Source organism: Rothia sp. BD8, assembly GCF_044878465.1.
GTDB lineage: Bacteria > Actinomycetota > Actinomycetes > Actinomycetales > Micrococcaceae > Rothia > Rothia kristinae.
On sequence record NZ_JANJES010000004.1, the window covers coordinates 242,595 to 264,879 of the forward strand.

Below are 22,285 nucleotides of genomic sequence, written 5' to 3' on the forward strand. Positions count from 1 at the left end.
GTCGGCCTCCGGTGCGAAGCGCAGGATGGAATCAGCGACCTCCGGCGCAGACCGGGACCCCGGCCGCGGAAGGAGGAGCGAGGATGAACGCGGATCCCGAACAGGAAAGCCGGGAGGAGCGTCTGGGGGTGGTCGGGCAGGCCGCGCAGCTGATGCTCACCCACGGCAGCACCACCTCGGGGACGGTGCAGGCCGTCGAGGATCTCTCCCGCCGCCTGGAGGTGCCGGTGCGCCTGCTGCCCGAATGGGACGGCTCCGTGCTCGCCTCCCCGGACGGCCGGCTCCACCGGCGCCTGATCGGCTCCCCGACCGGGGTGCACATGGGCGTGGTCGTGAACGCCATGGCGCAGCTGCGCGCGCAGCCGAAGCCCTCGGCCCGCGAGCTGTCCCGGCGCCTCGAGGACGCCGCGTCGACGCCTGCCTACCCGCTGCCGATCTTCGCGCTGGCCTGCATCACCGGCGCCTGCTCCCTCGCGGCGATCTTCGGTGCCCGGCTGCCCGTGTCCTATGTGCTGGTGGCGGTGGCCGCCGGGCTGGGCGCGGTGATCCGGCGGTGGCTGGGTGGGCGCGGCGTCGGGCCGATCGGCCAGGCCTTCGCCGCCGCGCTGCTCGCGGGACTGGCCGGGGCGCTGACCGTGCACCTGGGCACCGCCAGCGACGCCCGCCTGGTCGCGGTCTGCCCGGCGATGGTCCTGGTCCCCGGCCCGCACCTGCTCAACGGGATGCTGGATCTGGCGGCTCGGCGCATCACCCTGGGCTGGGCCCGGCTGGTCTTCGGCACCCTGATCGTGGTCGGCATCAGCATCGGGCTGCTGCTGGGCCTGGCCCTCGGCGGGGCCCAGCTGCCGGTCCACGCGGCCGGTCGCTCGGTCGCCTGGTGGATCGACGTGCCGGCGGCCGCGGCGGCCGCCGCGTCCTATCCGGTCTACTTCTCCCTCCAGGCCCGCTACATCCCGCACGCGGTGCTCGCCGGGGCCGCGGCCCACGCGGTGCGGTGGGTGCTGCTGGGGCCGGTGGGCGCCGGCGTCGTGGTGGGTGACTTCATCGCCTGCCTGGTGGCCGGGCTGGTGGTGGCCCCCGTGGTGCTGACCCGGCACGTGCCCTTCGCGGGGATCGGCTTCGCGGCGGTCGTGGCCCTCGTTCCCGGCGTGTTCGTGTTCCGCACCGTGGCGGGGCTGATGGACCTGGTGACCGGGCCGAGCCAGGATCTGCTGCTCAGCGTGACGACGGACGCGGCCACGGCCGCCCTGAGCCTGGCGGCCATGACCCTCGGTCTGCTCACCGCCCACGGCCTCGCGGTGCGGCTGCGCCCCCGGCGGCTGCGCGCACGGTCATAGACCGGTTCCGGGGACTCCCGGGGCCCGGACCGCGGGCCGGATGCCGCGAGGCGGCGCATCCGTTCCCGGAATGGAGTTTTCGGGAACGGATGCGCCGCCTCGGCGCTGAAGCATCGGCTCGCTCGGGCTCAGAGCACCTCGGCCAGGCGCCGCACCCCCTCGGTCAGGCGGTCCGGGGCCACCGAGGAGAAGGCCAGGCGCAGGTTCCGGGCGCCCGGGCGGGTGCCGGCGTCGTCCACCGCGCCCCCGGCCGGATCCGTCCCGGGCGTGCGACCCATCGTCGGGTCATCGTGGAAGGCCGTGCCGGGGACGAACACGACGCCGTTGTCGATCGCCGGGGCCAGGGCCTGCGCGGCGTCGTCGTACCGGCCGCCCTCCGGCAGGGTCAGCCAGGTGAAGAAACCGCCGGTCGGCGTCGTCCACCGGGTGCCGGCCGGCATGTGCTCGCGGCACGCGGTGAGCACGGCGTCGCAGCGCTCCCGGTACAGCGCGGCGGTGCGGCGGGTGTGCGACTCCCACAGCCCCTGCCCCATGAACCCCAGGACCAGGCGCTGGGAGAGCACCGACGGGCAGATCGTCACCGCCTCCCCCGCGATCTGCAGGAACTTGCGCACCCGCGGCGGCGCGACCATCCAGCCCACGCGCACCCCCGGGGAGAACACCTTGGAGAAGGACCCCAGGTAGATCACGGCCTCCGGGTCGTAGGAGTGCAGGGACGGCAGGCGCTCACCGGAGAAGGACAGCTGACCGTACGGGTTGTCCTCCACCACCAGCACGTCCTGCTCCCGGCAGACCCGCACCAGCTCGGCCCGGCGATCCTGCGCCAGCGTCACCCCGGTGGGGTTCTGGAAGTTCGGGATCGTGTAGAGCAGCTTGACGCGCTTGCCCTGCTCCTTCAGCTCCCGGATGCGGGTCTCGACGGCGGCCGGATCCAGGCCGTCCTCGTCCAGGGGCACCTGGCGCACATCCACCTGGTAGCCCTCGAACACCCCCAGCGCCCCCGTGTACGTGGGGCCCTCCGCGAGGATGACGTCGCCCGGATCGCAGAACAGCTTGGTCACCAGGTCCAGACCCATCTGGGAGCCCGCGGTCATCTGGATCTCCTCGACCCGCGGGTACGAGCCCTCCGAGCGCATGAACTCGGTGACCAGCTCGATCAGCGGCTCATACCCCGCCCCCGAGCCGTACTGCAGGACCTCCAGACCCTCCTCCGCGATGATCCGCGAAGCCATCTCCCCCAGCTCCTGCAGCGGCAGCAGCTCCAGGTCCGGGTTGCCCCCGGCCAGGGAGACGATGCCGGGGCGCATCGCGACCTCGAAGACGTCGCGCACCGCCGAGGGACGGAAGCCCCCGGCGCGCTCGGCGAAGCCGCGCATCAGCCGCGCGTCGGCGCCGGTGGCGCCCTCCATCAGCTCCTGGATGCTCGGCACCTCAGGCCTCCTTCCGGCCGGTGGTGTCGGGGGTTCCGGCGACGTCGGCCACGGGCACCACCCGAACCTCGTCGCGCCGGGCCCGTCCGGGGCGAGCGCCGTAGACGGCGTCGGCCTCCCCGTAAACCGGGGAGCCGGCGTCGGCCCCCGCGCCGAGCGAGAGCAGGGTGATGAACTCGTAGACGATGTGGGCGGCGGCGATGCCGGTGATCTCGGCGTGGTCGTAGGCCGGGGCGACCTCCACGACCTCCGCACCTACCAGGTTCAGCCCGCGCAGGCCCCGCAGGATCTCCAGGATCTCCCGGGAGGTGGCCCCGCCGGCCTCGGGGGTGCCGGTGCCCGGGGCGTGGGCGGGGTCCAGCACGTCGATGTCCAGCGAGACGTACAGCGGACGGTCCCCGATCCGCTCGCGCAGGATCTGCACGACCCGGTCCACCCCGAGCCGGTAGATGTCCGCCGAGGAGACGATGCCGAAGCCGAAGCGGGCGTCGTCATCCAGGTCCTCGGTGCCGTACAGCGGGCCGCGGGTGCCCACGTGGCACAGGGCGTCCGTGTCCAGCAGGTCCTCCTCGAAGGCCCGGCGGAACGGGGTGCCGTGGGTGTACTCGGCGCCGAAGTAGGTGTCCCAGGTGTCCAGGTGCGCGTCGAAGTGCAGCAGGGCGATCTTCCCGTGGCGCTCGGCCAGGTTGCGCAGGTTGGGCAGCGCGATGGTGTGGTCCCCGCCGATCGTGACCAGGCGGGTCCCACCCTCGGTCAGCTCCCGGGCCCCGGCCTGCATCGCGGCCAGCGCCTCCTCGATGTCGAAGGGGTTGCCGATGATGTCCCCGGCGTCGGCCACCTGCACCCCAGCGAAGGGCGAGTGGGACTGCGCCGGGTTGAAGGGCCGCAGCAGCCGCGAGGACTCCCGCACGTGGTTGGCGCCGAAGCGGGCGCCGGGCCGGTAGGAGACGCCGGTGTCCCACGGCATCCCGGCGACGACGACGTCGGCGTGCTCCACCTCGTCCAGGCGAGGCAGCCGGGCGAAGGTCCCGCTCCCGGCCCAGCGAGGCACCTGCGCGGCGTCCACCGGGCCGAGGATCTGCCGCCCGTCCGAGGCCGTGGTGGTGACCCGCCGGGGACGCGCGGAGAAGCTCGCGGCGGGGGTGGGGGTTCCGATGGATCCGGTGGTTTCGGTGGGGTCTTCAGCGGGGTGCTGGTCCGTCATGGGATGCTGCTGCCTTTCGACGACGAGGATGTGATCTGCGTCGTTTCCCATTGTGCAACAGAAGTTGCCCCAGCGCTTCCCCTTCTTCGAGGACCCGCACTCCCGACGCCCTCCTCCTGCATCGACCCGGCGCTCCCGTACCCACCCCTTCCGCTCGAGACACCCTCACCCCCATCGACCCGGCGCCCTCGTACCCACCCCCTCACCGACCCGGCGCTCTCGTTCCCGAAAACGCGAAAACCGGGAACGGATGCGCCATCTCGCCGGAAGAACCCGTACGAACGGGAACGGATGCGCCGGGTCGCGGGAGGGACGCGCCCGGACGGGAACGGGTGCCCCCGCTCAGGCGTAGCGGCGGGCGATCTCCAGGGCGCGGGTCACGTAGCCGCCGCCGAAGAGCACGGCGTGCAGGAGCATCAGGTGGATCTGGTGCAGGGCCACCCGGTCCTCCCAGCCCTCCTGCAGCGGATGGACCTGCTGGTACCCCGCGATGATCTCGCGCAGATGCGGCGCGCCGAACAGGGACAGCGCCGCGAGGTCGGATTCGCGGTGCCCGCCGAAGGCGGTCGGGTCGATGAGCACCACCTCGTCCTCGGTCCACAGCACGTTCCCGGACCACAGGTCCCCGTGGCAGCGGGCCGGGGCGTCGTCGTCATCGAAGTCCCCGGCACGCAGGCGATCGCACAGCTTCCCGAACAGCGCCCGCTCATCCGCCCCGAACCTCCCCGCGCGCACCAGCGGCGCCACCCGGGCGGCGGCGCAGAACTCGCCCCAGGACTCCCATGATCCCAGGCGCAGGTCCAGCTGCTGACCGGCGGGCCCCTGGTAGCCGTCACCCTCCCAGCCGTCGGGACCGGCGCCGAAGGCCGGGGCTCCGGCATCGTGGGTCACCGCGAGCGCCTGGCCGAAGGCCCCGGCCGCGGACTTCGACGGCGCGGCCTCCCGGATCCGCTCCAGCTCGAGCCCGCCGTCGGGCCGACCCAGGACCCGGCAGATGCGCACCCCGCCGTCCGGCTCGGCGCGGGCCAGCCAGTCCAGCCCCGCGGCCTCCCAGTCGGCGGCGCGTCCCGTGGTGTTCTTCACGAAAGTGTCCATCCCTCCGGTTTATCACGGCGGATGCGCATAGGGTGGGGGTTCCCGAGCGGTTCCCCCGCCGTTCACCCTGCCGTCGATGCGACCTGTTGGGATGGAGCCGTGAGCTTCCTGATCGCCCACCGCGGGCACAGTGCCAGAGCACCCGAGAACACGATGGCGGCCTTCCGCGCCGCCGCGGACGCCGGCTTCGGCTGGATCGAGACGGACGTCGACCTGCTGGGCGATGGCACCGCCGTGCTCATCCACGACGCGACGCTGGAGCGCACCACCGACGCCGTCGGGCCGGTGGCCGAGCTGATCCGCACGGATCTGGCCGGGATCGACGCCGGCTCCTGGTTCTCCTCCGCGCACGCGGGGCAGCGGGTGCCTCAGCTGGGCGAGCTGATCGAGCTGGCCGAGGTCCGCGGGCTGAATCTGAATCTGGAGCTGAAGCTGTCCGATCCGACGCCGCGGCGCACCACCCGGTTCCTGGAGACCGTGACCGAGCACCTGGATCGGCTGGCGCCGGAGCGGGAGGTGATCGTCTCCAGCTTCAACCATGAGCTGCTGGCCGCGTTCCACCGGGCAGCCCCCGGCTACGCCACGGCCTGCCTGTTCGAGCCGCTGCAGATGGCCCCGTGGAGCCGACGCTCCGAGTGGCGCGAGGCGGTGCGCAGCACCGGGGCGACGTGGGTGCACCCGCACCACCGGGACCTGAGCCGGGCCACCGTGCGGTTGCTGCACGCGGAGGGCCTGGGCGTGAACACCTGGACGGTGAACGATCGGGGCCGCTCCCGCAAGCTCGCCGCGTGGGGCGTGCGCGGGATGTGCACGGACGGCCCGGAGCGGGTCATCCGCCAGTTCGCCCGGATCCCCGCCGGGCGGCACAGCGCCTGAGCCGCGCCGTGCCCGGGGCCGCCGCCTGAGCCGCGGCCGACGCCGCCCCCGCACCCTGGGAGCACCACGCCTGCCCCGCGCCGCCCGAGACCGACGTCATCCCCCGGGCACCCGGCGGGTCACTGGTAGGTGACCACCCAGGGCTTGGGCTGCAGCTCGTAGGTCTGCTGCGGGGTGAACATCGGGGTGTCCTCGTCGTAGAAGTTCTTCCAGGACATCCAGATGCCCTTCGGCAGTCCCTCCTGCAGGGCGTTCCAGGTCTCCTTCTTCAGCTCCGGGGTGCCGTGCCCGTCCGCGTGCAGGGTCAGGGCCAGCTCCTGGTGGGAGGTGTCGATCTGCTCGCGGTTGGTGATCATTGTCCCGGCGAACTGGTGGATGACCACGGCTTTCTGCGGCAGCTCGTGCTCGCGGGTGATCGCGGCGATGTCGTCCAGGGTCCGGTTGATCTCGGAGGCGTCCACGGTGCCGATCTGCTGCAGCGGCAGCTCGTCCGGGGCCAGGCGCCACTCCGGGTCCAGGCCGACGCCGACGTTCGGCTCGGCCAGCAGCTCCTTGTACTGCTCCACCTGGCTGGGGAAGTCGGAGCGGCCCGGCTGGAAGTCCAGGACCACGTAGATCCCCTCCTTCTTGGCCACGTCCATGAGCGGCTTGAGCTGCTCCACGGGGATCTCATCCGAGTAGTCCCCGTCCGCACCGGGGGCGCTGGAGGCGGTGGTGGTGATGATCTCGAAGGCCGGGATTACCTTCTCCTTGCTGTACTGCTGGTAGTCCTCGGCCATCTTCTTGACCCGCTGCGCGGATTCCTCCGGGGACCGCTCGCCCAGCGCGCCCAGGGAGGGCCCGTTGGGGGAGCCGTACAGGGCGACCATGCGCCGGTCCGGGAACATGGTGCGTCCGCCGCCGACCAGCTGCGCGTCCTTGCCGCTGGTGGTGGGGCTGGCCGACGCCGACGCCGAGGCCTGGGCCCCTCCGGCGGACCCGGACGCGGAGGCGGCGTCGTCGGAGTCGGCGGAGGAGCCGCACCCGGACAGGGCGAGGGCCGCGGAGGCGAGCAGGGCGATGGCGGCCGCGGGGCGGCGAGCTGAGACGAGGTGGTTCATGTCGCTTTCGGGTGGGTCGGTGCGATGACGTTCTGCCCAGCCAGCGTAACGAGAACCGCCCTGACCTGCCCATCCGTGTCACTCGCCCCCCGGTGCTGCCGCGCCGAACCGTCATCGGCGTGGGTTCCGACGGGCCGATCAGCCACGCGGGTGACGGTTCGGCGCAGATGGCAGGATCGTTGGGGAGATCACGAAGCCGCCCACCCCACCAGGAGCGACCCATGAAGGCCCTGCCGGTCCAGCAGTCCGAGCGCGACCCCGAGCTCGGCGCCCGCCTGCGCAACCACCGGCTGCGCGCGCACATGACGATCGAGCAGCTGGCGGGGGCGGCCGGGCTGACCAAGGGCTTCCTCTCCCGGGTGGAGCGGGACCAGACCTCCCCGTCCGTGGCTTCCCTGGTGAAGATCTGCCGGGCGCTGCGAGTCCCGGTGGGTCAGCTGTTCGAGGAGCCGCCGACGACGGTGGTGCGCCTGGCGGAGGCCCCGCACGTGGATCTGGGCGGCACCGGGATCGCCGAGCGGCTGGTCTCGGCCCCGGAGCTGGAGGGCGCGCAGGTGATCCGCGCGAGCGTCGCCCCGGGCGGGGAGGGCGAGGAGGCCCTGTACACGGTGGAGTGCGAGACCGAGCTGCTGCACGTGATCTCCGGGCGCTTCCTGCTGCGCACCGCCGCCGGGGAACACGCCCTGGGCCCCGGGGACACGGTGACCTTCAGCGGGCGCGAGCCGCACTCCTGGCGCACCCTGGGCGAGGAGCCGGCCGAGGTCCTGTGGATCCTGCTGGCCCCCTGACCGGCCGGGCCTCAGGGTTCCGCCGAACCGTCACCCACGTGGCTCAACAGCGCCCCGGAAGCCACGCCGATGACGGTTCGGCGCAGGCAGCGCAACACGGTGGTGATCCGCACCCAGTATCGTGAGGCCACGCACTTCATCCAGACTCGGGAGACCCACGTGAACGTCGCCGTCACCATCCTGTATCTGCTGCTCATGCTGTTCCTCGGCTGGGTGGGCAAACGCCGGGCCCGCAGCACCGAGGACTACCGGGTGGCCGGGCGGCGCCTGGGCCCGGTCTTCTACACGGGCACCATGTCCGCAGTGGTGCTCGGCGGGGCGGCGACCATCGGCGGCGTCGGGCTGGGCTGGACCTACGGGCTGTCCGGGGTGTGGCTGGTGACGGCGATCGCCGTGGGAGTCATCGTGCTGTCCCTGCTGTTCGCGGGCCGGCTGCAGCGGCTGCGGGTGTACACCGTCTCCCAGATGCTGGGGCTGCGCTTCGGCGGGCGGGCGGTGCGGGCCTCCTCGATCGTGATACTCGGGTACACCCTGATGCTCGCGGTGACCTCCACCTCGGCCTACGCCAGCGTGTTCGGGGTGCTGTTCGGCATCGACCGCGCCTGGGGGATCGCCCTCGGGGCGGTCGTGGTCATCGGGTACTCGATCCTGGGCGGGATGTGGTCCATCACCCTGACGGACCTGCTGCAGTTCGCGATCATGACGGTCGGGATGTTCCTCCTGCTGCTGCCCTTCTCCCTGCACGCCGCGGGCGGCTGGTCCGGGCTGGAGCAGCGCCTGGACGCCGCGCACTTCGATCTCGGGGCGCGCGGGCCCGGGTACATCGTGACGATGTTCGTGGTCTACACCCTGGGCATCCTGGTGGGCCAGGACATCTGGCAGCGGGTGTTCACCGCCCGCTCCCCGCAGGTGGCCCGCTGGGGCGGGACCGCCTCGGGCGTGTACGTGCTGCTGTACGGGGTGGCCGGGGCCGTGATCGGGATGGCCGGGGCCGTGGTGCTGCCGGACCTGGCCTCCGGGGATGAGGCCTTCGCGGCCCTGGCCGAGGGCTACCTGCCGGTGGGCCTGGGCGGGCTGGTGCTGGCCGCCGGGGTGGCCGCGATGATGTCCACCGCCTCCGGGGCGCTGATCGCCTCGGCCACGGTGGCGCGGGTGGACGTGGTGCCGCTGCTGCGCTCCCTGGCCGGCGGCGGGTCCGCGGCGGAGGACGCGACGTCGCACCCGGACACCGAGCAGCTGTCCCTGGAGGTCACCGGGGAGTCCGAGGCCGCGATGGCCCTGGACCGGTGGTACGTGCTGGGGCTGGGCGTGGTCGTCACGATCATCGCGATGCTCGTGCCCAGCGTGGTCACGGCGCTGACCATCGCGTACGGGATCCTGGTGGGCGGGCTGCTCGTGCCGATCCTGGGGGCGCTGGTGTGGCAGCGGGCCACCGGGGCCGCCGCCGGGTGGTCCATGGTCGTGGGCACCGTGGGCGTGCTGGTGTCCATGGCGGTGTTCGGGGTGGAGGCCAACGCCCCGATCTACGTGGGTCTGGCGGCCTCCCTGGTGGTGTTCGTCGGGGTCTCCCTGGCCACCCCGCCGACGCCGCGGCGCGTGCTGGGCGCCTGGCGGGAGCGCCTGGCGCGCTAACCCCGCCCGGGCGCGCGCCCGCGCCCCGCCCCGGCGTCGGCCTCATGCGCCGAACCGTCGCCGGCGTGGGTTCTGAACGGGTCAGAGCCCACGCCGGCGACGGTTCGGCGGATGGTCGGGAGCGCGCGGGGTCAGCGCGGGGTCAGTGCGCCGTCGTCGGCAGCTCCTCCGGGTAGGCCGGCCACCACATGCGCTCCTGGACCGCGGCGATCACGTTCTCCGGGGCGTTCTCGGCGACGCCGGCGCGCACGGCCTCCTCGACCACGGCCACCGCGACCTTCGCGGAGGAGGCCCGCAGGTTCTCTACCGGCGGCAGGATCGGGGCGCCGGGCTGGGAGGCATCCACCTGGTCGGCCACCGCGGAGGCCGCGGCCAGCAGCATCCCGTCGGTCACGTGCTTCGCTCCGGCGACGATCGTGCCCAGGCCCAGGCCCGGGTAGAGCAGGGCGTTGTTGCCCTGGCCGAAGCGGTAGGTGGTGCCCTTGTAGTCCAGGTCATCCACGGGGATGCCGGCGGCCACCAGTGCGCGGCCGTCGGACCAGCGGATCACGTCCTGCGGCATGGCCTCGATGCGGGAGGTCGGGTTGGACAGCGGCAGGATGATCGGGCGATCGCACCCGTCGGCCATCGCGGAGACGACCTCCTCGGTGAAGGCCCCGTGGTCGGTGGAGGTGCCGATGAGGATGGTCGGCTTGACCTTGCGCACCACCTCGGCCAGCCCGATCTTCCCGTCCTGGCGCTTCCAGCTCTTCACCTCGTCGGCGGGGCGGGCGTAGGCCTGCTGGTAGTCCGGCAGGTCGTCCATGTCGTCGGTGACCAGGCCGTTGATGTCGATCAGCCAGATCCGGGCGGTGGCCTCCTTCTCGCTCAGCCCGTCCCGGATCATGCCGGCGCGCAGCTGGTCGGCCATCCCGGTGCCGGCGGTGCCGGCGCCGTAGACCACGACCTTCTGGTCGGAGAAGTCGGTGCCGCTCACCCGCATCCCGGACATCACGGCGGCGGTGACGATCGCGCCGGTGCCCTGCATGTCGTCGTTGAAGATGCGGTAGTCCTCAGCGTTGTCCTGCAGGATCCGCCGGGCGTTGGAGGGGCCGAAGTCCTCGAAGTGCAGCAGGGCGTGCGGGAACAGCTCGGAGGCGACCTTCAGGTACTCCGCGATGAGGCGGTCGTATTCCTTCCCGCGCACCCGGGCGTGGCGGTTGCCGAGGTACGTGGGGGAGTTCAGCAGGTCCTCGTTGTCGGTGCCGGCGTCCAGGTTCACGGCGATCACGCGGGAGGGGTCGATGCCGGCGGCGGCCGTGTAGATGGCGAGCTTGCCGATGGCGATGTCGGTGCCGTTCACGCCCCAGTCGCCGATGCCGAGGATCTGCTCGGCGTCGGAGCAGACGATGAGGTCGACGTCGTCCGGGCCCAGGCCGAGGGTCTGGAAGCTCTCCCGGATGTCCTCGATGCGGTCCACGGAGAGGTAGACGGCGCGGGACTGGCGGTAGTCCTGGGACCAGTTCTCGATGGCCTCGCCGATCGTGGGGTCGTAGACGATGGGCAGCAGCTCCTTGAGGTGGTCCACGAGGAGCTTGAAGTACACGGTCTCGTTCCGGTCGTGCAGCTGGTCCAGGTAGATGTACTTCTGCAGGTTCGTCTGGAACTGGCCGAGCTGGGCCCAGCAACGGGCGGCCTGGGCGTCCAGGGTCTCCACTCCGGAGGGCAGGCGTCCGGTCAGGCCGAGCTGCCTGCGCTGCTCGTGGGTGTACGCGGTGCCGCGGTTGATGATGGGGTCCGTCATCGCTTCGGGACGCAGGGCCATGGGAAATCACGCTCCTGAGGTGGTTCGGGCGGAACCCGGCGGCTCCGCCTCGGTGCTTCCATTCTCGATCGTAGGCCCGCGTTCCTGGGAGCATCCAGGGAATTCCTCGCGCGATATCCGGCGTCGTCTGCGTCACGCCGCGGGTTTCCTCCCGGTAGACTCCAGTTCATCCACAGGCAACAGCCGGCTCCCGCGTCGGCGCCCCCGAGCATCTCGATCCGCAGCACCCGCAGGAGGCCTGACGTGACCCAGCACCCCGAGACCGCGCCCGACGTCGCGACCCCCAGCGCCGTGGCCGCCCCGGACGACGGCGCCGAGGTGCGCACCGAGCCCCGCCGCAACGCCGGCTACGCGATCCTGAAGACCCTGCGCGGCTACGGCATCGACACGGTCTTCGGGATCCCGGGCACCCACAACCTGGAGTTCTACCGGCACCTGGAGGGCCTGGGGATCACCCCGATCACCACCCGGCACGAGCAGGGCGCGGCCTACGGCGCGGACGGCTGGTCCCTGACCCGGGGGCTGCCCGGCGTCGTGATCACCACCTCCGGGCCGGGCCTGCTGAACTCCCTGTCCGGGGCGGCCACCGCCTACGCCGAGTCCCGGCCGATGATCCTGCTCTCCCCCGGGCGCCCGCGCGGGCACGAGTTCCGGGACATCGGGGCGCTGCACGAGACCAAGAACCCCACCGGCGCGGTCGGGGCGATCGTGGGGGTGTCCCGCCGGGTCAATTCGGCCCTGGAGGCGGTGGAGATGATCCACAACGCCTTCGTGTCCTTCGCTCACTCCCGGCCGCGGCCGGTGCACATCGAGGTGCCGATGGATGTGCTCGCGGAGGAGGGCGGCTTCGAGGAGGCGGACCTGGCCCCGCGCCCGCTGGGGTCTCCACAGCCGGCCCCGGCCCACGACGTCGCGCGGGCGGCGAAGCTGCTGGCGGCCTCCGAGCGTCCGGTGATCGTGGCCGGCGGCGGCTCCCTGGCGGCGGGTCCGGCGCTGCTGGAGCTGGCGGAGCTGCTGGAGGCCCCGGTGGTGACGTCGGTGAACGGGAAGGGCGCGATCCCGGAGAAGCACCGGCTGTCCCTGGGGGCGGATCTGCGGCTGTCCGCGATGCACGAGTTCTGCCGGTCTGCGGACGCCCTGCTGATCGTGGGCTCGAAGATCGGGGAGGCCGAGCTGTGGGAGGGGGATATCCGCCCGGCGGGCCCGGTGATCCGCCAGGACATCGAGCGCTCCCAGATGCTCACCAACATCACCCCGGACCTGGAGCTGCCGGGCAACTCCGCGGCCGTCGTGCCGCAGCTGGTGGAGGCGCTGCGCGCCGAGCTGGCGGGGAGGCCGGCGCGGCCGGAGCGGGATCTGCGGGAGGTGTTCGACGCCCTGGATGAGGAGGGTCGGGCGATCGCCCCGGAGCTGGCACAGCTGAATGAGCTGATCATGGAGGTGCTGCCGGAGGACACGATCATCGCCGGGGACTCCTCCCAGGTGACGTACATGGGCACCACCACGTTCTACCGGGCGCAGAGGCCGAACTCGCTGCTGTTCATGGCCACCTACTCCACGCTGGGCTACGGCCTGCCGGCGGCGGTGGGGGCCAAGGTGGCCGCCCCGGAGCGTCCGGTGGTGTGCCTGCTGGGCGATGGCGCCCTGATGTTCGCGATCCAGGAGCTGATGACGGCGGTGGAGCAGGAGCTGGACCTGCCGATCATCTGCGTGGACAACGGCGGCTACGGGGAGATCCGCGCCAATGAGCGGGCCGCCGGGATCGCCCCGGTGGCGGTGGATCTGCGCCAGCCGGACTGGGTGAAGCTCGCGGAGGGCTTCGGCGCCGTGGGCGTGGAGGCCACCATGGACACCCTGGCCGACGCCGTGCGCACCGCCCTGCGCACGCGCGGCCCGTCCCTGATCCACCTGAGGATCGGCCGGACCCTGAAGTAGCCTCGGTGCGCGGCGGCCCGCCAGGACCTCGGTTCCCGGCGGGCCGCTTCCCTGCCGACCCAAGACGCAGGGACGGAGGCACCCCTGGATACGTACGCCCTAACCCGGATGTTTCATCGGGCAGCGGCGCCGGTGTGACGGGCGCCGCTGCCGTTGAGATCGGCTGATTCTTGCAGGTGGGTACGACAAGGGCCGGGATGTCGCTTCCGGTGGGCGTCGTCTTCCACGGAACGAGGACGGTGCTGGCTCGAAGGGACGGGGGTGGCGCTGGTCAGGGTGGGGCCATGGTCGCGAGTTTGTCCCATGCGGTGGTGAACAGGACTGCCCAGGACGCGGTGTCCTTGATGTGGAGAAGACGTTGACGGGCGGATCGCGCGAGTGTTGCGGCGATGGTGAACAGACGGTGCCGCAGTGTTTTGGGTTCCCACCGGCGGGCGGCGTGTCCGTTCAGGGCGAGCATTCTCATCCAGGCGAGCAGATCGTTCGCGAGTTGCACGATGAGCAGCCAGATCCGGTTCTGGGCGAAGCCCTGCAACGGGAGGTTGTGCAGGCCGGTGTCCTTGCCGATCCGGATGCGGTCCTCACACCTGGCCCGCCGACGGTGGCGTAACTCCAGCTCAGCGAGCTGTCCACGCTGCGTATTGGTGACGAACGCGGTCAACCGGTAACCGTCGATGTCCTCGAACCGCAGCTGAGCTCCGGGGTGGGGACGTTCGCGACGGACGATGACGCGCATGCCCGGCGGGTAGCCCTTCAGCGTGAGCAGGTCGGTGAGCTCAGCCACGTGCGCGCCCTCACGCACGGCCCCGTCGGCGTCGTACGCCGGCTGCCACACGCGCTCGGGCACGAGCCGGTACAGCTGCGGCATCGCGGCCGGCAGGGTCCATCCGATCGAATACGACACCCCGCGCCGGTGGCAAAACCACAACAGGTCACGGGTGCCACCAGCGCCATCGGTGCGGATCAGGACCTTCTTACCCGGCCTCCTCGGGTTGATCCCTGGTGTGGCGGCCAGCGCTTGCTTGATGACTGTCTCGTGGTCCGCGGCCGTGTTCGATCCGGCGTTGCCCGGGCACAGGAGCATCGCCAACGGTTCCCCGGTGCCGTCGCCGCCGTGGTCCACGAAGGCGCGCAGCGGGTGGAACCCGTAGCCGCGTTTGAACGTCGGCGCAGCCTGTTCCTTGTCCGAGTGCGCCGTCACCAGAGTCGCGTCAAGGTCAATGACCAGCGGATTCGCCGCTGACGCGTCGTGGCTCGGGGCGCGGTCACCGGCCAGACGCCACGCGTGTTCGCGCGCTGTGGCACGGGCTCCAGCGATGGCCTTCTCGGCCTTGTCGACCTCAGCGGCCAAGGCCGCGATAGTCCGGCTGATCGTGGCGTCCGAAGCGACCGGCCCGTACACGCCGGGTTCGGCCCGCAACAACGCCGCGTCTCGGCACGCGTCCCCACCCAACGCCAACGAAACCGCCAGATCCGTCACGACCTTCGCCGGATCGTGCCTGGCCAGCGGCTTCCGCCATGGTCGCAGCGCCTCCCTCAACGCCACATCCAAGCCCGAGACCCGCACCGTGCGCGTCAACAGCACCCCGCCCGCATGCGCCACCGCGGGAACGTCCGCAGCATCAACCCGGACATGCGGGTACAGCCCGCTACGCTTACTCACCTGAGAAGTGCCCCTCTGATCCTGCAAGTATCGACTTCAGCAATCGACATCCTTGCAGGTCAAGGGCACTTCTCGCGTTCAGGGGTCACCTACCCCCATGAAATCTCCGGGCTGGCTCGTGGGTCCCTCGCATTCCTGGGAATTGCCAGCGTGGCCGCGGTCGGGCTGGCCCTGGCCGACCTGACTGCTGGCTCGGGCATGGCTGGCATGGCGATGACCCACTACATGGAACTTCTCGCGCTGCGGCAACCGTGGAACCTGCTGTTGTTCATGGCCCTCCCGGTCATCCTGGCCGAGACCTTGGCGATCACGGAACTGGTCATGCTGCTGGGGCGCCGCAATGACCGGCCCGCAGCCCCGTGGGTGGCGAGGCTCAGTCGGGCTGCTGGCCTGCTCGCCGGTCCCGTGTGGGTCTTCATCGGGACGCACCTGATGGTCCACGCGGTGGTGCCCTTGACCATGAATGGGGGATGGCGCGGCCCGGCTGATGTCATCGCGGTCCTCAGCTACCTGGTCGGTGGCCTGCCCATGCTCGTGATCAGTCTCCTCGAGGCGGGGGTCCTGGGCCGCAGTAGTGAGAACCGTCTGCGGATGCACGTGGCGATGGTGGCGGCCTTCCTCGTTGTGACCCACGTGGCGATGATCTTCGGGATGGTCGATCCGGCAGTCCTGGGAGGTGACACGTCGTCGAGCGTCATGACCCATGACATGGGTGGCATGTCCGGCATGAACCACGACATGGGCAGCATGAACCACAACATGTCCCCGTCCTCGCAACCGACGAGGTGACGCCTGCTGGGTTTCGTGGTGAGATGGAGCCATGAGTGATGTGGCGCGCACTTCGGTGCTGGTGGTCGACGACGAACCGGTGCTGGCCGGCACGGTGAAGAACTACCTGGAACGGGCCGGCATGGCCGCAGACACGTGTGCAGACGGGAACGAGGCGGTGTCGCGGATCCGGGAGGAGCAGCCGGATGTCGTCATCCTCGACCTCGGCCTTCCGGGCCTCGACGGAGTGGAGGTCTGTCGCAAGGTGCGCACCTTCAGCGACTGCTACGTCCTGATGCTGACCGCGCGAGCTGACGAGGTGGACATGCTCATCGGGTTGTCCGTGGGCGCGGATGACTACCTCACCAAGCCCTTCAGCCCGCGCGAACTCGTCGCACGCGTCCAGGTGATGCTGCGTCGCCCGAGATCCACGGCTTCGGTATCCGTCGCCCGCAGGATCGGGGAACTGGTGGTGCATCCCGACTCGCGCGAGGCTTTCATGGATGGTGTGGCGGTGGACCTGACACGCACCGAGTTCGACCTGCTGAAGGCGCTGTCCGCGCATCCCGGACGTGTGTTGAGCCGGCGTCAGCTCACGGACATGGTCTGGGGCGAGGACTGGGTCGGCGACGACCATCTGGTCGATGTCCACGTGGCACACCTTCGCAAGAAGCTGGGTGAGGAGGCCGCCGATCCCCGCTACGTGCTGACTGTGCGGGGCGTGGGCTACCGGATGGGCCGAGGCTGATGGGAGGACGGCCATCAGAGCTGTGGCCCGGGTTGTCGTGGGGTCGACGGGTGGTGTGGACCCAGTTCGCCGTCCTGGTCACCATGAGCGTCACGCTGGTCCTGACCGCCCTGGAGATGGGCCCGCCGTTGTTCAAGAAGCACATGGCCGAGGCCGGGCACACCCAGACCATGGTGCTGGACCATGCCGAGCGTGCCTTCCATGACGCCGGTGCGGCCTCCCTGGGATTGGGGCTTGCCGCCGCGATGATGATCGCGGCGGTGACGTCATGGGTGCTGAACCGCAGCCTCATCCGAGGGCTGGATGCCCTGGCCGAGGGGGCTGAGAGGGTCGCGCACGGCAACTACGACGACCCCGTGCGCATGCCGCCACTGGGGCGCGAACTCGAATCCGTGGCCCATGAGTTCAACCGGATGGCGGCCCAGATCGCGGCCACGGAGGCCACCCGACGACGCATGTTGACCGATCTTGGCCATGAGCTGCGAACGCCCCTGTCCGTGACGCGGGTGACGCTCGAGAGCCTCCAGGACGGAGTCGCCGTGTATGGGCCGGAGGTCCTTGAGGTCCTCCAACGCCAGAACGAGCGCATCACGGCGCTGGCGGCCGACATCTCCGAGGTCTCCAGGGCAGAGGAGGGGCGGATCCCCTTGGAACTACGGCTGACCCGCATCGATGACCTGGTGGAATCGGCGGTCACCTCGTGTGCGAAAGCCTGTGCCGAGGCAGGTATCCAGCTGGTGACCCGTGGCAACTGCCCCGTGGAGGTGGATGTCGACCCTGCACGCATCGGCCAGGTCCTGGACAACCTGCTGCGCAACGCCGTCCAGCACACGCCACGCGGGGGTGAGGTATGTGTGACGAGCTGGTCTGACACGGACTCGGTGTCCATCCAGGTCAGCGACACCGGCGCAGGCATACCCGCCGGTGAGGTGCCCCACGTCTTCGAACGCTTCTTCCACCAAGGATCACGCAGGGTCCGTGACGTCGACGGCGGAACCGGAGTCGGCCTGACCATCGCCAGAGCCGTCGCCCGGGCACATGGGGGCGACGTGCTGGCGGCCAGTCCGGGGGTGGGCTGCGGTGCGTCGTTCACCCTGGTGCTGCCACGAAGTCTTGATCGAATCTCCACACTTCCCTGACCCGGTCACAATGCGGGGCGGGAAGAGTCGTGGGCATGAACACGATCACTCGCCGACAGGCCTTGCTCGCCGGCCTCGGCCTGGCATCCACCAGCGCCCTGGCTGCATGCGGCGCCAAGCAGCCCTCCCCGGCCAGCACCACCCCGGCCACATGGGCCATCCCGACCCAGACACCACTCGCCACCCCGGCCGGGGCGACGACCGTCACCCACACCCTGACCCCGCGCCCTGTCACCTTGGACCTGGGCGGTGTCCTGGCCAAGACCTGGGCCTACACCGACGAACTCGACGGGAACGTCCTGCGCGGCAAGGCGGGCGACCTGTTCCGGGTCACGGTCGACAACCAGCTCCCCACAGCCACCTCGGTGCACTGGCACGGCATTGCCCTGCGCAACGCCTCCGACGGTGTGCCTGGTGTCACTCAGGACCCCATCGCCGCCAAGAGTGCCTTCACCTACGAGTTCGTCGCACCCCATGCCGGAACCTACTTCTTCCATCCCCACAGCGGAGTCCAGATCGACCGGGGGCTGTACGCTCCCCTCGTGCTGGACGACCCACGCGATCCGGGCGACCACGACGCGGAATGGGTCCTGGTCCTGGATGACTGGACCGATGGGGTTGGCAAGTCACCGGATGCGATCTTCGCCGACTTCAAGGCCAACAGCGGCCCCCTGTCCCAAGGAATGAACCACGACATGGGAGGCATGGACCACGGCAGTTCCCCCTTGGGCGATGCCGGAGACGTGAGCTACCCGCACTACGTCGTCAACGGCCGGATCCCGGCCGCACCGCGCACCCTCACGGCACGCCCCGGGGACAAGGTCCGGCTACGGCTCATCAATGCCGGAGCCGACACGATCTTCAAGGTCGGCCTGTCCGGGCACCGACTCACCATCACCCACGCCGACGGTTTCGCCGTGCAGCCGGTCGAGGCGACGGCCATCTACCTCGCCATGGGAGAAAGGATCGACGCCACCGTCACCGTCGGCGACGGCGTCTTCGTGCTGCAGGCCGCCCCCGAGGGCAAGACCGGTACTCCCGCCCGCGCCATCGTCAAGACCGGCGCCGGCAGCATTCCGCCGGCCACCACCCGAATCCCCGAACTCGGAGGAAAGGCTGCCCTGGGCACCGCCCTGCGCGCCGCCGACGCAGCCAAGCTGCCCGACAAGGAACCGGAGCAGACCCTCGAGGTCCAGCTCAACGGCCAGATGAAGCCCTATGCCTGGGGCATCAACGGCAAGAAGTTCGGTGAGGACACACCCCTGTCGATCAGCCCGGGACAGCGGGTCCGGATGCGGATGACGAACATGACGATGATGGCCCACCCGATGCACATCCACGGCCACACTTGGTCCCTGCCGGGCAGCAACGGACTGCGCAAGGACACCGTGCTGCTGCTGCCCATGCAGACCATCGAGGCCGACCTGCAGGCCGACAACCCCGGAGCCTGGATGCTGCACTGCCACAACATCTACCACGCCGAGATCGGCATGATGACCAGCCTGCGCTACTGACCCCAGCCCACGCCGATGCGGTTCCCGCGTCACCCCGGGAACCGCACCGCCGCATGCCCGCACATGCCTCCGACGTCTTGGTCAAACCTTCATCATTTGCCCCGGTCCAGCTTCATGGACGCTCGACAGTCTGGATGGTGACGGCAGCCATCCACACACGACGAAGGAGACCACCATGTACACAAGCCCCACCCAGCTCAACCGCAGTGACAGCGACGCTCCCCGCCCCGCCGCCGACCCGGTACTCGAGCCCGTGCAGCACCGGCACGATCCGAAGATGACAGGCCACGGCAAGAGCCACCACTGGATGCACCTGCTGATGTGTGCCCCGATGCTGCTCATCGTGGCCGGATACCTGTGGACAGGTCGTGCCAGCCTCGCCGCAGGCGGCGTCATGGCCGCCGTCATCCCCGGCCTCGGCTGCGTAGTGATGATGTGGCTCATGATGCGGATGATGAACCACGGGGCCGATCACCACTGAGCCAAGAACCTCGCACCACGCGCCCACCAGCACCACAGAGCACCACCACTCAACGGATGAGGAAGACCATGACCAGCCCTACCCCACCCGACGAGCCCATCACGGCTGAAGGGGACTCCTTCACCTGCCCCATGCACCCCGAGGTCACCAGTGACCACCCTGGCCGCTGCCCTAAGTGCGGCATGTTCCTCCAACCGGACGGACAGCCCCCCGCGCCAGCAGCACACCAGCACACCCACCCCGGGCAGCCTGCTGCCCACCAAGAGCACGGCGGGCAAAGCGCCCCGCCACCACAGGCCGACACCGGCCCACGCGATGGCGAATGGACCTGCCCCATGCACCCCGAGATCCGGCAGGATGGGCCGGGCGAGTGCCCGATCTGTGGCATGGCGCTCGAACCGGTCTCGGTGGGCGTCCACGACGGACCCAACCCAGAGCTGGCAGACATGCGCCGCCGTCTCCGCGTGGCAGCCGTGCTCAGCCTGCCCCTGGTGGTGCTGGCGATGGTCCCGGCCCTGGCCGTCGGGGCGTGGGTGCCCTGGGTCGAACTCGCGCTGTCCACCCCCGTGGTGTGGTGGGCCGGGTGGCCATTCTTCGCACGTGGCGCCCGATCAGTGGCCAGCCGGCACCTCAACATGTTCACCCTCGTCAGCCTCGGTGTGGGTGCCGCGTGGTTCTACAGTGTGGTCGCCGTCCTGGCCCCGGGGATCTTCCCGGCCATCATGCGTGATGACGGTGGCCGGGTCGGAGTCTACTTCGAGGCCGCCGCCGTGATCATCACCCTGGTGCTGCTGGGGCAGGTACTCGAACTGCGGGCACGCGACCAGACCTCGGGTGCCATCCGCGCCCTGCTGGACCTGTCGCCAGCCACCGCGCACCGCATCAACCCCGACGGAGAAGAAGAGGAAGTGCCATCCGCGGACCTGCAGGTCGGCGACCATTGCCGGGTCCGCCCCGGTGAGAAGATCCCAGCAGACGGCATCGTGGTCGACGGCCACGCCTACGTCGACGAATCCATGATCACCGGCGAGCCGGTACCTGTTGACAAGAACCCCGGCGACCGTGTGATCGGCGGCACCATCACCAGCGACGGCAGCCTGGTCATCGAGGCCACCGGCCTGGGCGCCGACTCGACCCTGGCCCGCATCGTCGACCTCGTGTCCCAGGCGCAACGTTCCCAAGCCCCCATCCAAGGGCTCGTCGACAAGATCTCCGCTGTGTTCGTGCCGGTCGTGATCGGCATCGCACTGATCACCTTCGCCGTCTGGGCCACGGTCGGGCCACAGCCCCGGCTACCGTTCGCGATCGTTGCTACAGTGTCCGTGCTCATCATCGCCTGCCCTTGCGCGCTTGGCCTTGCCACACCCATGTCCATCATGGTCGGGGTTGGTCGCGGAGCCCGCGATGGCGTCCTGGTCAAGAACGCCGATGCACTCGAACGACTGCAGAAGATCGACACCTTGGTGGTCGACAAGACCGGGACCCTGACCCAGGGCCATCCCAGCCTCGTCGACCAGAAGGTCGTCGCCGGCCACCACGCCGAGATCGTGCTGGCCATGGCGGCCGCTGTCGAGTCCGGGTCCGAACATCCCTTGGCCCGCGCGATCGTCGACGCGGCGCGAGAACGCGACGTCACCGTACCGACCGCCACTGCATTCACCGCCCACCCGGGTGGCGGCGTCGAAGCATTGGTCGACGGTCACCAGGTCATGGTCGGCAGCCCTGCCTTCCTCACGACCCAGCATGCCGACACGACCCCCCTGACCGACGACATCGACGCCTTCCGTCGCCAAGGAGCCACTGCCGTCATCGTGACTGTCGATGGTCAGCCTGCAAGCATCCTGGCCATCGCCGACCCACTCAAGCCCACCACCGCCCAGGCCATCGACGACCTACGTCACCGTGGCATGCGGATCGTGATGCTGACCGGGGACAACGCCACCACCGCCCACGCCATCGCCGACGAGCTCCACATCGACGAGGTGATCGCGGACGTGCTTCCGGATCAGAAGCATGGGCACGTCCAGCGGTTCCAGGAGCAAGGTCACACGGTCGCGATGGCCGGTGACGGCGTCAACGACGCCCCTGCCCTGGCCGGGGCGGATGTTGGCGTCGCCATGGGCACCGGGACCGACGTCGCCATCGAGAGCGCAGACGTGACCCTCCTCGGCGGCGACCTCGCAGCCCTGGTCAAGGCCCGCGACCTGTCCGTCGACACTATGCGCAACATCAAGCAGAACCTGCTGTTCGCATTCATCTACAACGTCATCGGCATTCCGATCGCCGCGGGAGTGCTCTACCCCGCCTTCGGCTGGCTGTTGTCCCCGATGATCGCCGCAGCCGCCATGGCCCTCAGTTCGGTGAGCGTCATCACCAACTCCCTGCGCCTGCGCCGACACCACTGACATGAACTGCCCCCCATAAGCTGCCCGGAGTTCACTCTGGGTTGGCTTCTCGCACCCAACCGGGGCCCAGCCAGACCGACAACCCGGGGCCAAATGAAGTTGACATAGCCACCTTGAGCCCGTCACAGACCACGAAGAACACGTCCTTGACCCCGCGGTTCTTCAGTTCGGTCAGGCAGGCGAACCAGAACTTCACCGACTCCCCGTCCCCGTTGCCTGGCCAGATCCCCAAGATGTCCGGCTCTTCGTAATCGAGGAGGTAGGTGCGGCCGGCGCGTCGCTGCCTGGGTGAGGGTCGAGGCCTCCCGATGATGGAAGTTCCTACACTGCCCATCCGGAAGACCCCGACATGCCCCACGATACCTT

General features: G+C 70.3%; 17 protein-coding genes and 1 pseudogene. 11 read left to right on the plus strand and 7 right to left on the minus strand.

Annotated elements, in window-relative coordinates:
- Positions 1 to 83 precede the first annotated feature (83 nt).
- Positions 84 to 1,337, plus strand: a complete 1,254-nt coding sequence (locus tag NQ707_RS05265) for a threonine/serine exporter family protein (RefSeq protein ID WP_058730450.1) — start codon at positions 84 to 86, stop codon at positions 1,335 to 1,337.
- 128 nt (positions 1,338 to 1,465) lie between these two features.
- Here the strand turns inward: NQ707_RS05265 and NQ707_RS05270 are convergent, their stop codons facing one another.
- From NQ707_RS05270 to NQ707_RS05280, 3 genes are all read right to left on the minus strand, one after another.
- Positions 1,466 to 2,767, minus strand: a complete 1,302-nt coding sequence (locus tag NQ707_RS05270) for a PLP-dependent aminotransferase family protein (protein WP_224799757.1) — start codon at positions 2,765 to 2,767, stop codon at positions 1,466 to 1,468.
- A 1-nt stretch (position 2,768) separates the two neighbouring features.
- Positions 2,769 to 3,971 carry an agmatinase gene (gene speB, locus NQ707_RS05275; RefSeq protein WP_081046027.1) on the minus strand — a complete coding sequence of 401 codons (1,203 nt, stop codon included), beginning with the start codon at positions 3,969 to 3,971 and terminating at the stop codon, positions 2,769 to 2,771.
- A gap of 342 nt (positions 3,972 to 4,313) precedes the next feature.
- Complete coding sequence (locus NQ707_RS05280) at positions 4,314 to 5,066, minus strand: fructosamine kinase family protein (protein WP_129357976.1); 753 nt, start codon at positions 5,064 to 5,066, stop codon at positions 4,314 to 4,316.
- 99 nt (positions 5,067 to 5,165) lie between these two features.
- Here NQ707_RS05280 and NQ707_RS05285 point away from each other — a divergent pair, with 99 nt between their 5' ends.
- Complete coding sequence (locus tag NQ707_RS05285; RefSeq protein ID WP_058730452.1) at positions 5,166 to 5,942, plus strand: glycerophosphodiester phosphodiesterase family protein; 777 nt, start codon at positions 5,166 to 5,168, stop codon at positions 5,940 to 5,942.
- A 119-nt stretch (positions 5,943 to 6,061) separates the two neighbouring features.
- Here NQ707_RS05285 and NQ707_RS05290 read toward each other — a convergent pair whose 3' ends face one another.
- Positions 6,062 to 7,042 (minus strand): hypothetical protein, encoded by a 981-nt coding sequence (locus NQ707_RS05290; protein ID WP_260008698.1) that lies wholly within the window; start codon positions 7,040 to 7,042, stop codon positions 6,062 to 6,064.
- Positions 7,043 to 7,263: 221 nt separating this feature from the next.
- Here NQ707_RS05290 and NQ707_RS05295 point away from each other — a divergent pair, with 221 nt between their 5' ends.
- Together NQ707_RS05295 and NQ707_RS05300 are read left to right on the plus strand one after the other, a co-directional pair.
- Entirely contained in the window at positions 7,264 to 7,830 is a 567-nt protein-coding gene (locus NQ707_RS05295; RefSeq protein ID WP_058730454.1) for an XRE family transcriptional regulator, read from the plus strand.
- Positions 7,831 to 8,025: 195 nt separating this feature from the next.
- Positions 8,026 to 9,462, plus strand: coding sequence for a sodium:solute symporter (locus tag NQ707_RS05300; protein ID WP_224799812.1), 1,437 nt, complete (start codon positions 8,026 to 8,028; stop codon positions 9,460 to 9,462).
- 142 nt (positions 9,463 to 9,604) lie between these two features.
- On the opposite strand, the gene NQ707_RS05305 is transcribed toward NQ707_RS05300, so the two are convergent.
- On the minus strand, positions 9,605 to 11,266 hold the full coding sequence (locus NQ707_RS05305) for an NAD-dependent malic enzyme (protein WP_064725015.1): 1,662 nt from the start codon (positions 11,264 to 11,266) through the stop codon (positions 9,605 to 9,607).
- Positions 11,267 to 11,584: 318 nt separating this feature from the next.
- Here NQ707_RS05305 and NQ707_RS05310 point away from each other — a divergent pair, with 318 nt between their 5' ends.
- Positions 11,585 to 13,201, plus strand: a complete 1,617-nt coding sequence (locus NQ707_RS05310) for a thiamine pyrophosphate-binding protein (protein WP_404435018.1) — start codon at positions 11,585 to 11,587, stop codon at positions 13,199 to 13,201.
- A gap of 271 nt (positions 13,202 to 13,472) precedes the next feature.
- Here the strand turns inward: NQ707_RS05310 and NQ707_RS05315 are convergent, their stop codons facing one another.
- The gene (locus tag NQ707_RS05315; protein WP_109562242.1) at positions 13,473 to 14,864 is read right to left on the minus strand and encodes an IS1380 family transposase; all 1,392 of its coding nucleotides are present in this window, start codon (positions 14,862 to 14,864) and stop codon (positions 13,473 to 13,475) included.
- Positions 14,865 to 15,014: 150 nt separating this feature from the next.
- Between NQ707_RS05315 and NQ707_RS05320 the strand changes: the two genes are divergently transcribed.
- The 6 genes from NQ707_RS05320 to NQ707_RS05345 all read left to right on the plus strand — a co-directional run bounded on the left by NQ707_RS05320 (position 15,015) and on the right by NQ707_RS05345 (position 21,919).
- Positions 15,015 to 15,653: a DUF6803 family protein gene (locus NQ707_RS05320; RefSeq protein WP_404435013.1), complete on the plus strand. Its 639-nt coding sequence runs from the start codon at positions 15,015 to 15,017 to the stop codon at positions 15,651 to 15,653.
- Positions 15,654 to 15,684: 31 nt separating this feature from the next.
- Positions 15,685 to 16,380 carry a response regulator transcription factor gene (locus NQ707_RS05325; protein ID WP_058730458.1) on the plus strand — a complete coding sequence of 232 codons (696 nt, stop codon included), beginning with the start codon at positions 15,685 to 15,687 and terminating at the stop codon, positions 16,378 to 16,380.
- 50 nt (positions 16,381 to 16,430) lie between these two features.
- Positions 16,431 to 17,519 carry a sensor histidine kinase gene (locus NQ707_RS05330; protein ID WP_404435014.1) on the plus strand — a complete coding sequence of 363 codons (1,089 nt, stop codon included), beginning with the start codon at positions 16,431 to 16,433 and terminating at the stop codon, positions 17,517 to 17,519.
- A gap of 35 nt (positions 17,520 to 17,554) precedes the next feature.
- Positions 17,555 to 19,033, plus strand: a complete 1,479-nt coding sequence (locus NQ707_RS05335) for a multicopper oxidase family protein (protein ID WP_028703847.1) — start codon at positions 17,555 to 17,557, stop codon at positions 19,031 to 19,033.
- Positions 19,034 to 19,208: 175 nt separating this feature from the next.
- Entirely contained in the window at positions 19,209 to 19,514 is a 306-nt protein-coding gene (locus NQ707_RS05340) for a hypothetical protein (RefSeq protein WP_404435015.1), read from the plus strand.
- A 131-nt stretch (positions 19,515 to 19,645) separates the two neighbouring features.
- On the plus strand, positions 19,646 to 21,919 hold the full coding sequence (locus tag NQ707_RS05345) for a copper-translocating P-type ATPase (protein ID WP_369126204.1): 2,274 nt from the start codon (positions 19,646 to 19,648) through the stop codon (positions 21,917 to 21,919).
- Positions 21,920 to 22,031: 112 nt separating this feature from the next.
- Here the strand turns inward: NQ707_RS05345 and NQ707_RS05350 are convergent.
- Positions 22,032 to 22,157: pseudogene (locus NQ707_RS05350) on the minus strand (transposase); the annotation flags it as partial.
- Between the last annotated feature and the right edge of the window lie 128 nt (positions 22,158 to 22,285).

Coding starts and splice junctions, on each gene's coding strand:
- NQ707_RS05265 (WP_058730450.1), top strand. CDS start 84: ATGAACGCGGATCCCGAACAGGAAAGCCGGGAGGAGCGTCTGGGGGTG.
- speB (WP_081046027.1), bottom strand. CDS start 3,971: ATGACGGACCAGCACCCCGCTGAAGACCCCACCGAAACCACCGGATCC.
- NQ707_RS05280 (WP_129357976.1), bottom strand. CDS start 5,066: ATGGACACTTTCGTGAAGAACACCACGGGACGCGCCGCCGACTGGGAG.
- NQ707_RS05290 (WP_260008698.1), bottom strand. CDS start 7,042: ATGAACCACCTCGTCTCAGCTCGCCGCCCCGCGGCCGCCATCGCCCTG.
- NQ707_RS05295 (WP_058730454.1), top strand. CDS start 7,264: ATGAAGGCCCTGCCGGTCCAGCAGTCCGAGCGCGACCCCGAGCTCGGC.
- NQ707_RS05300 (WP_224799812.1), top strand. CDS start 8,026: ATGCTGTTCCTCGGCTGGGTGGGCAAACGCCGGGCCCGCAGCACCGAG.
- NQ707_RS05305 (WP_064725015.1), bottom strand. CDS start 11,266: ATGGCCCTGCGTCCCGAAGCGATGACGGACCCCATCATCAACCGCGGC.
- NQ707_RS05325 (WP_058730458.1), top strand. CDS start 15,685: ATGAGTGATGTGGCGCGCACTTCGGTGCTGGTGGTCGACGACGAACCG.
- NQ707_RS05335 (WP_028703847.1), top strand. CDS start 17,555: ATGAACACGATCACTCGCCGACAGGCCTTGCTCGCCGGCCTCGGCCTG.
- NQ707_RS05340 (WP_404435015.1), top strand. CDS start 19,209: ATGTACACAAGCCCCACCCAGCTCAACCGCAGTGACAGCGACGCTCCC.
- NQ707_RS05345 (WP_369126204.1), top strand. CDS start 19,646: ATGCACCCCGAGGTCACCAGTGACCACCCTGGCCGCTGCCCTAAGTGC.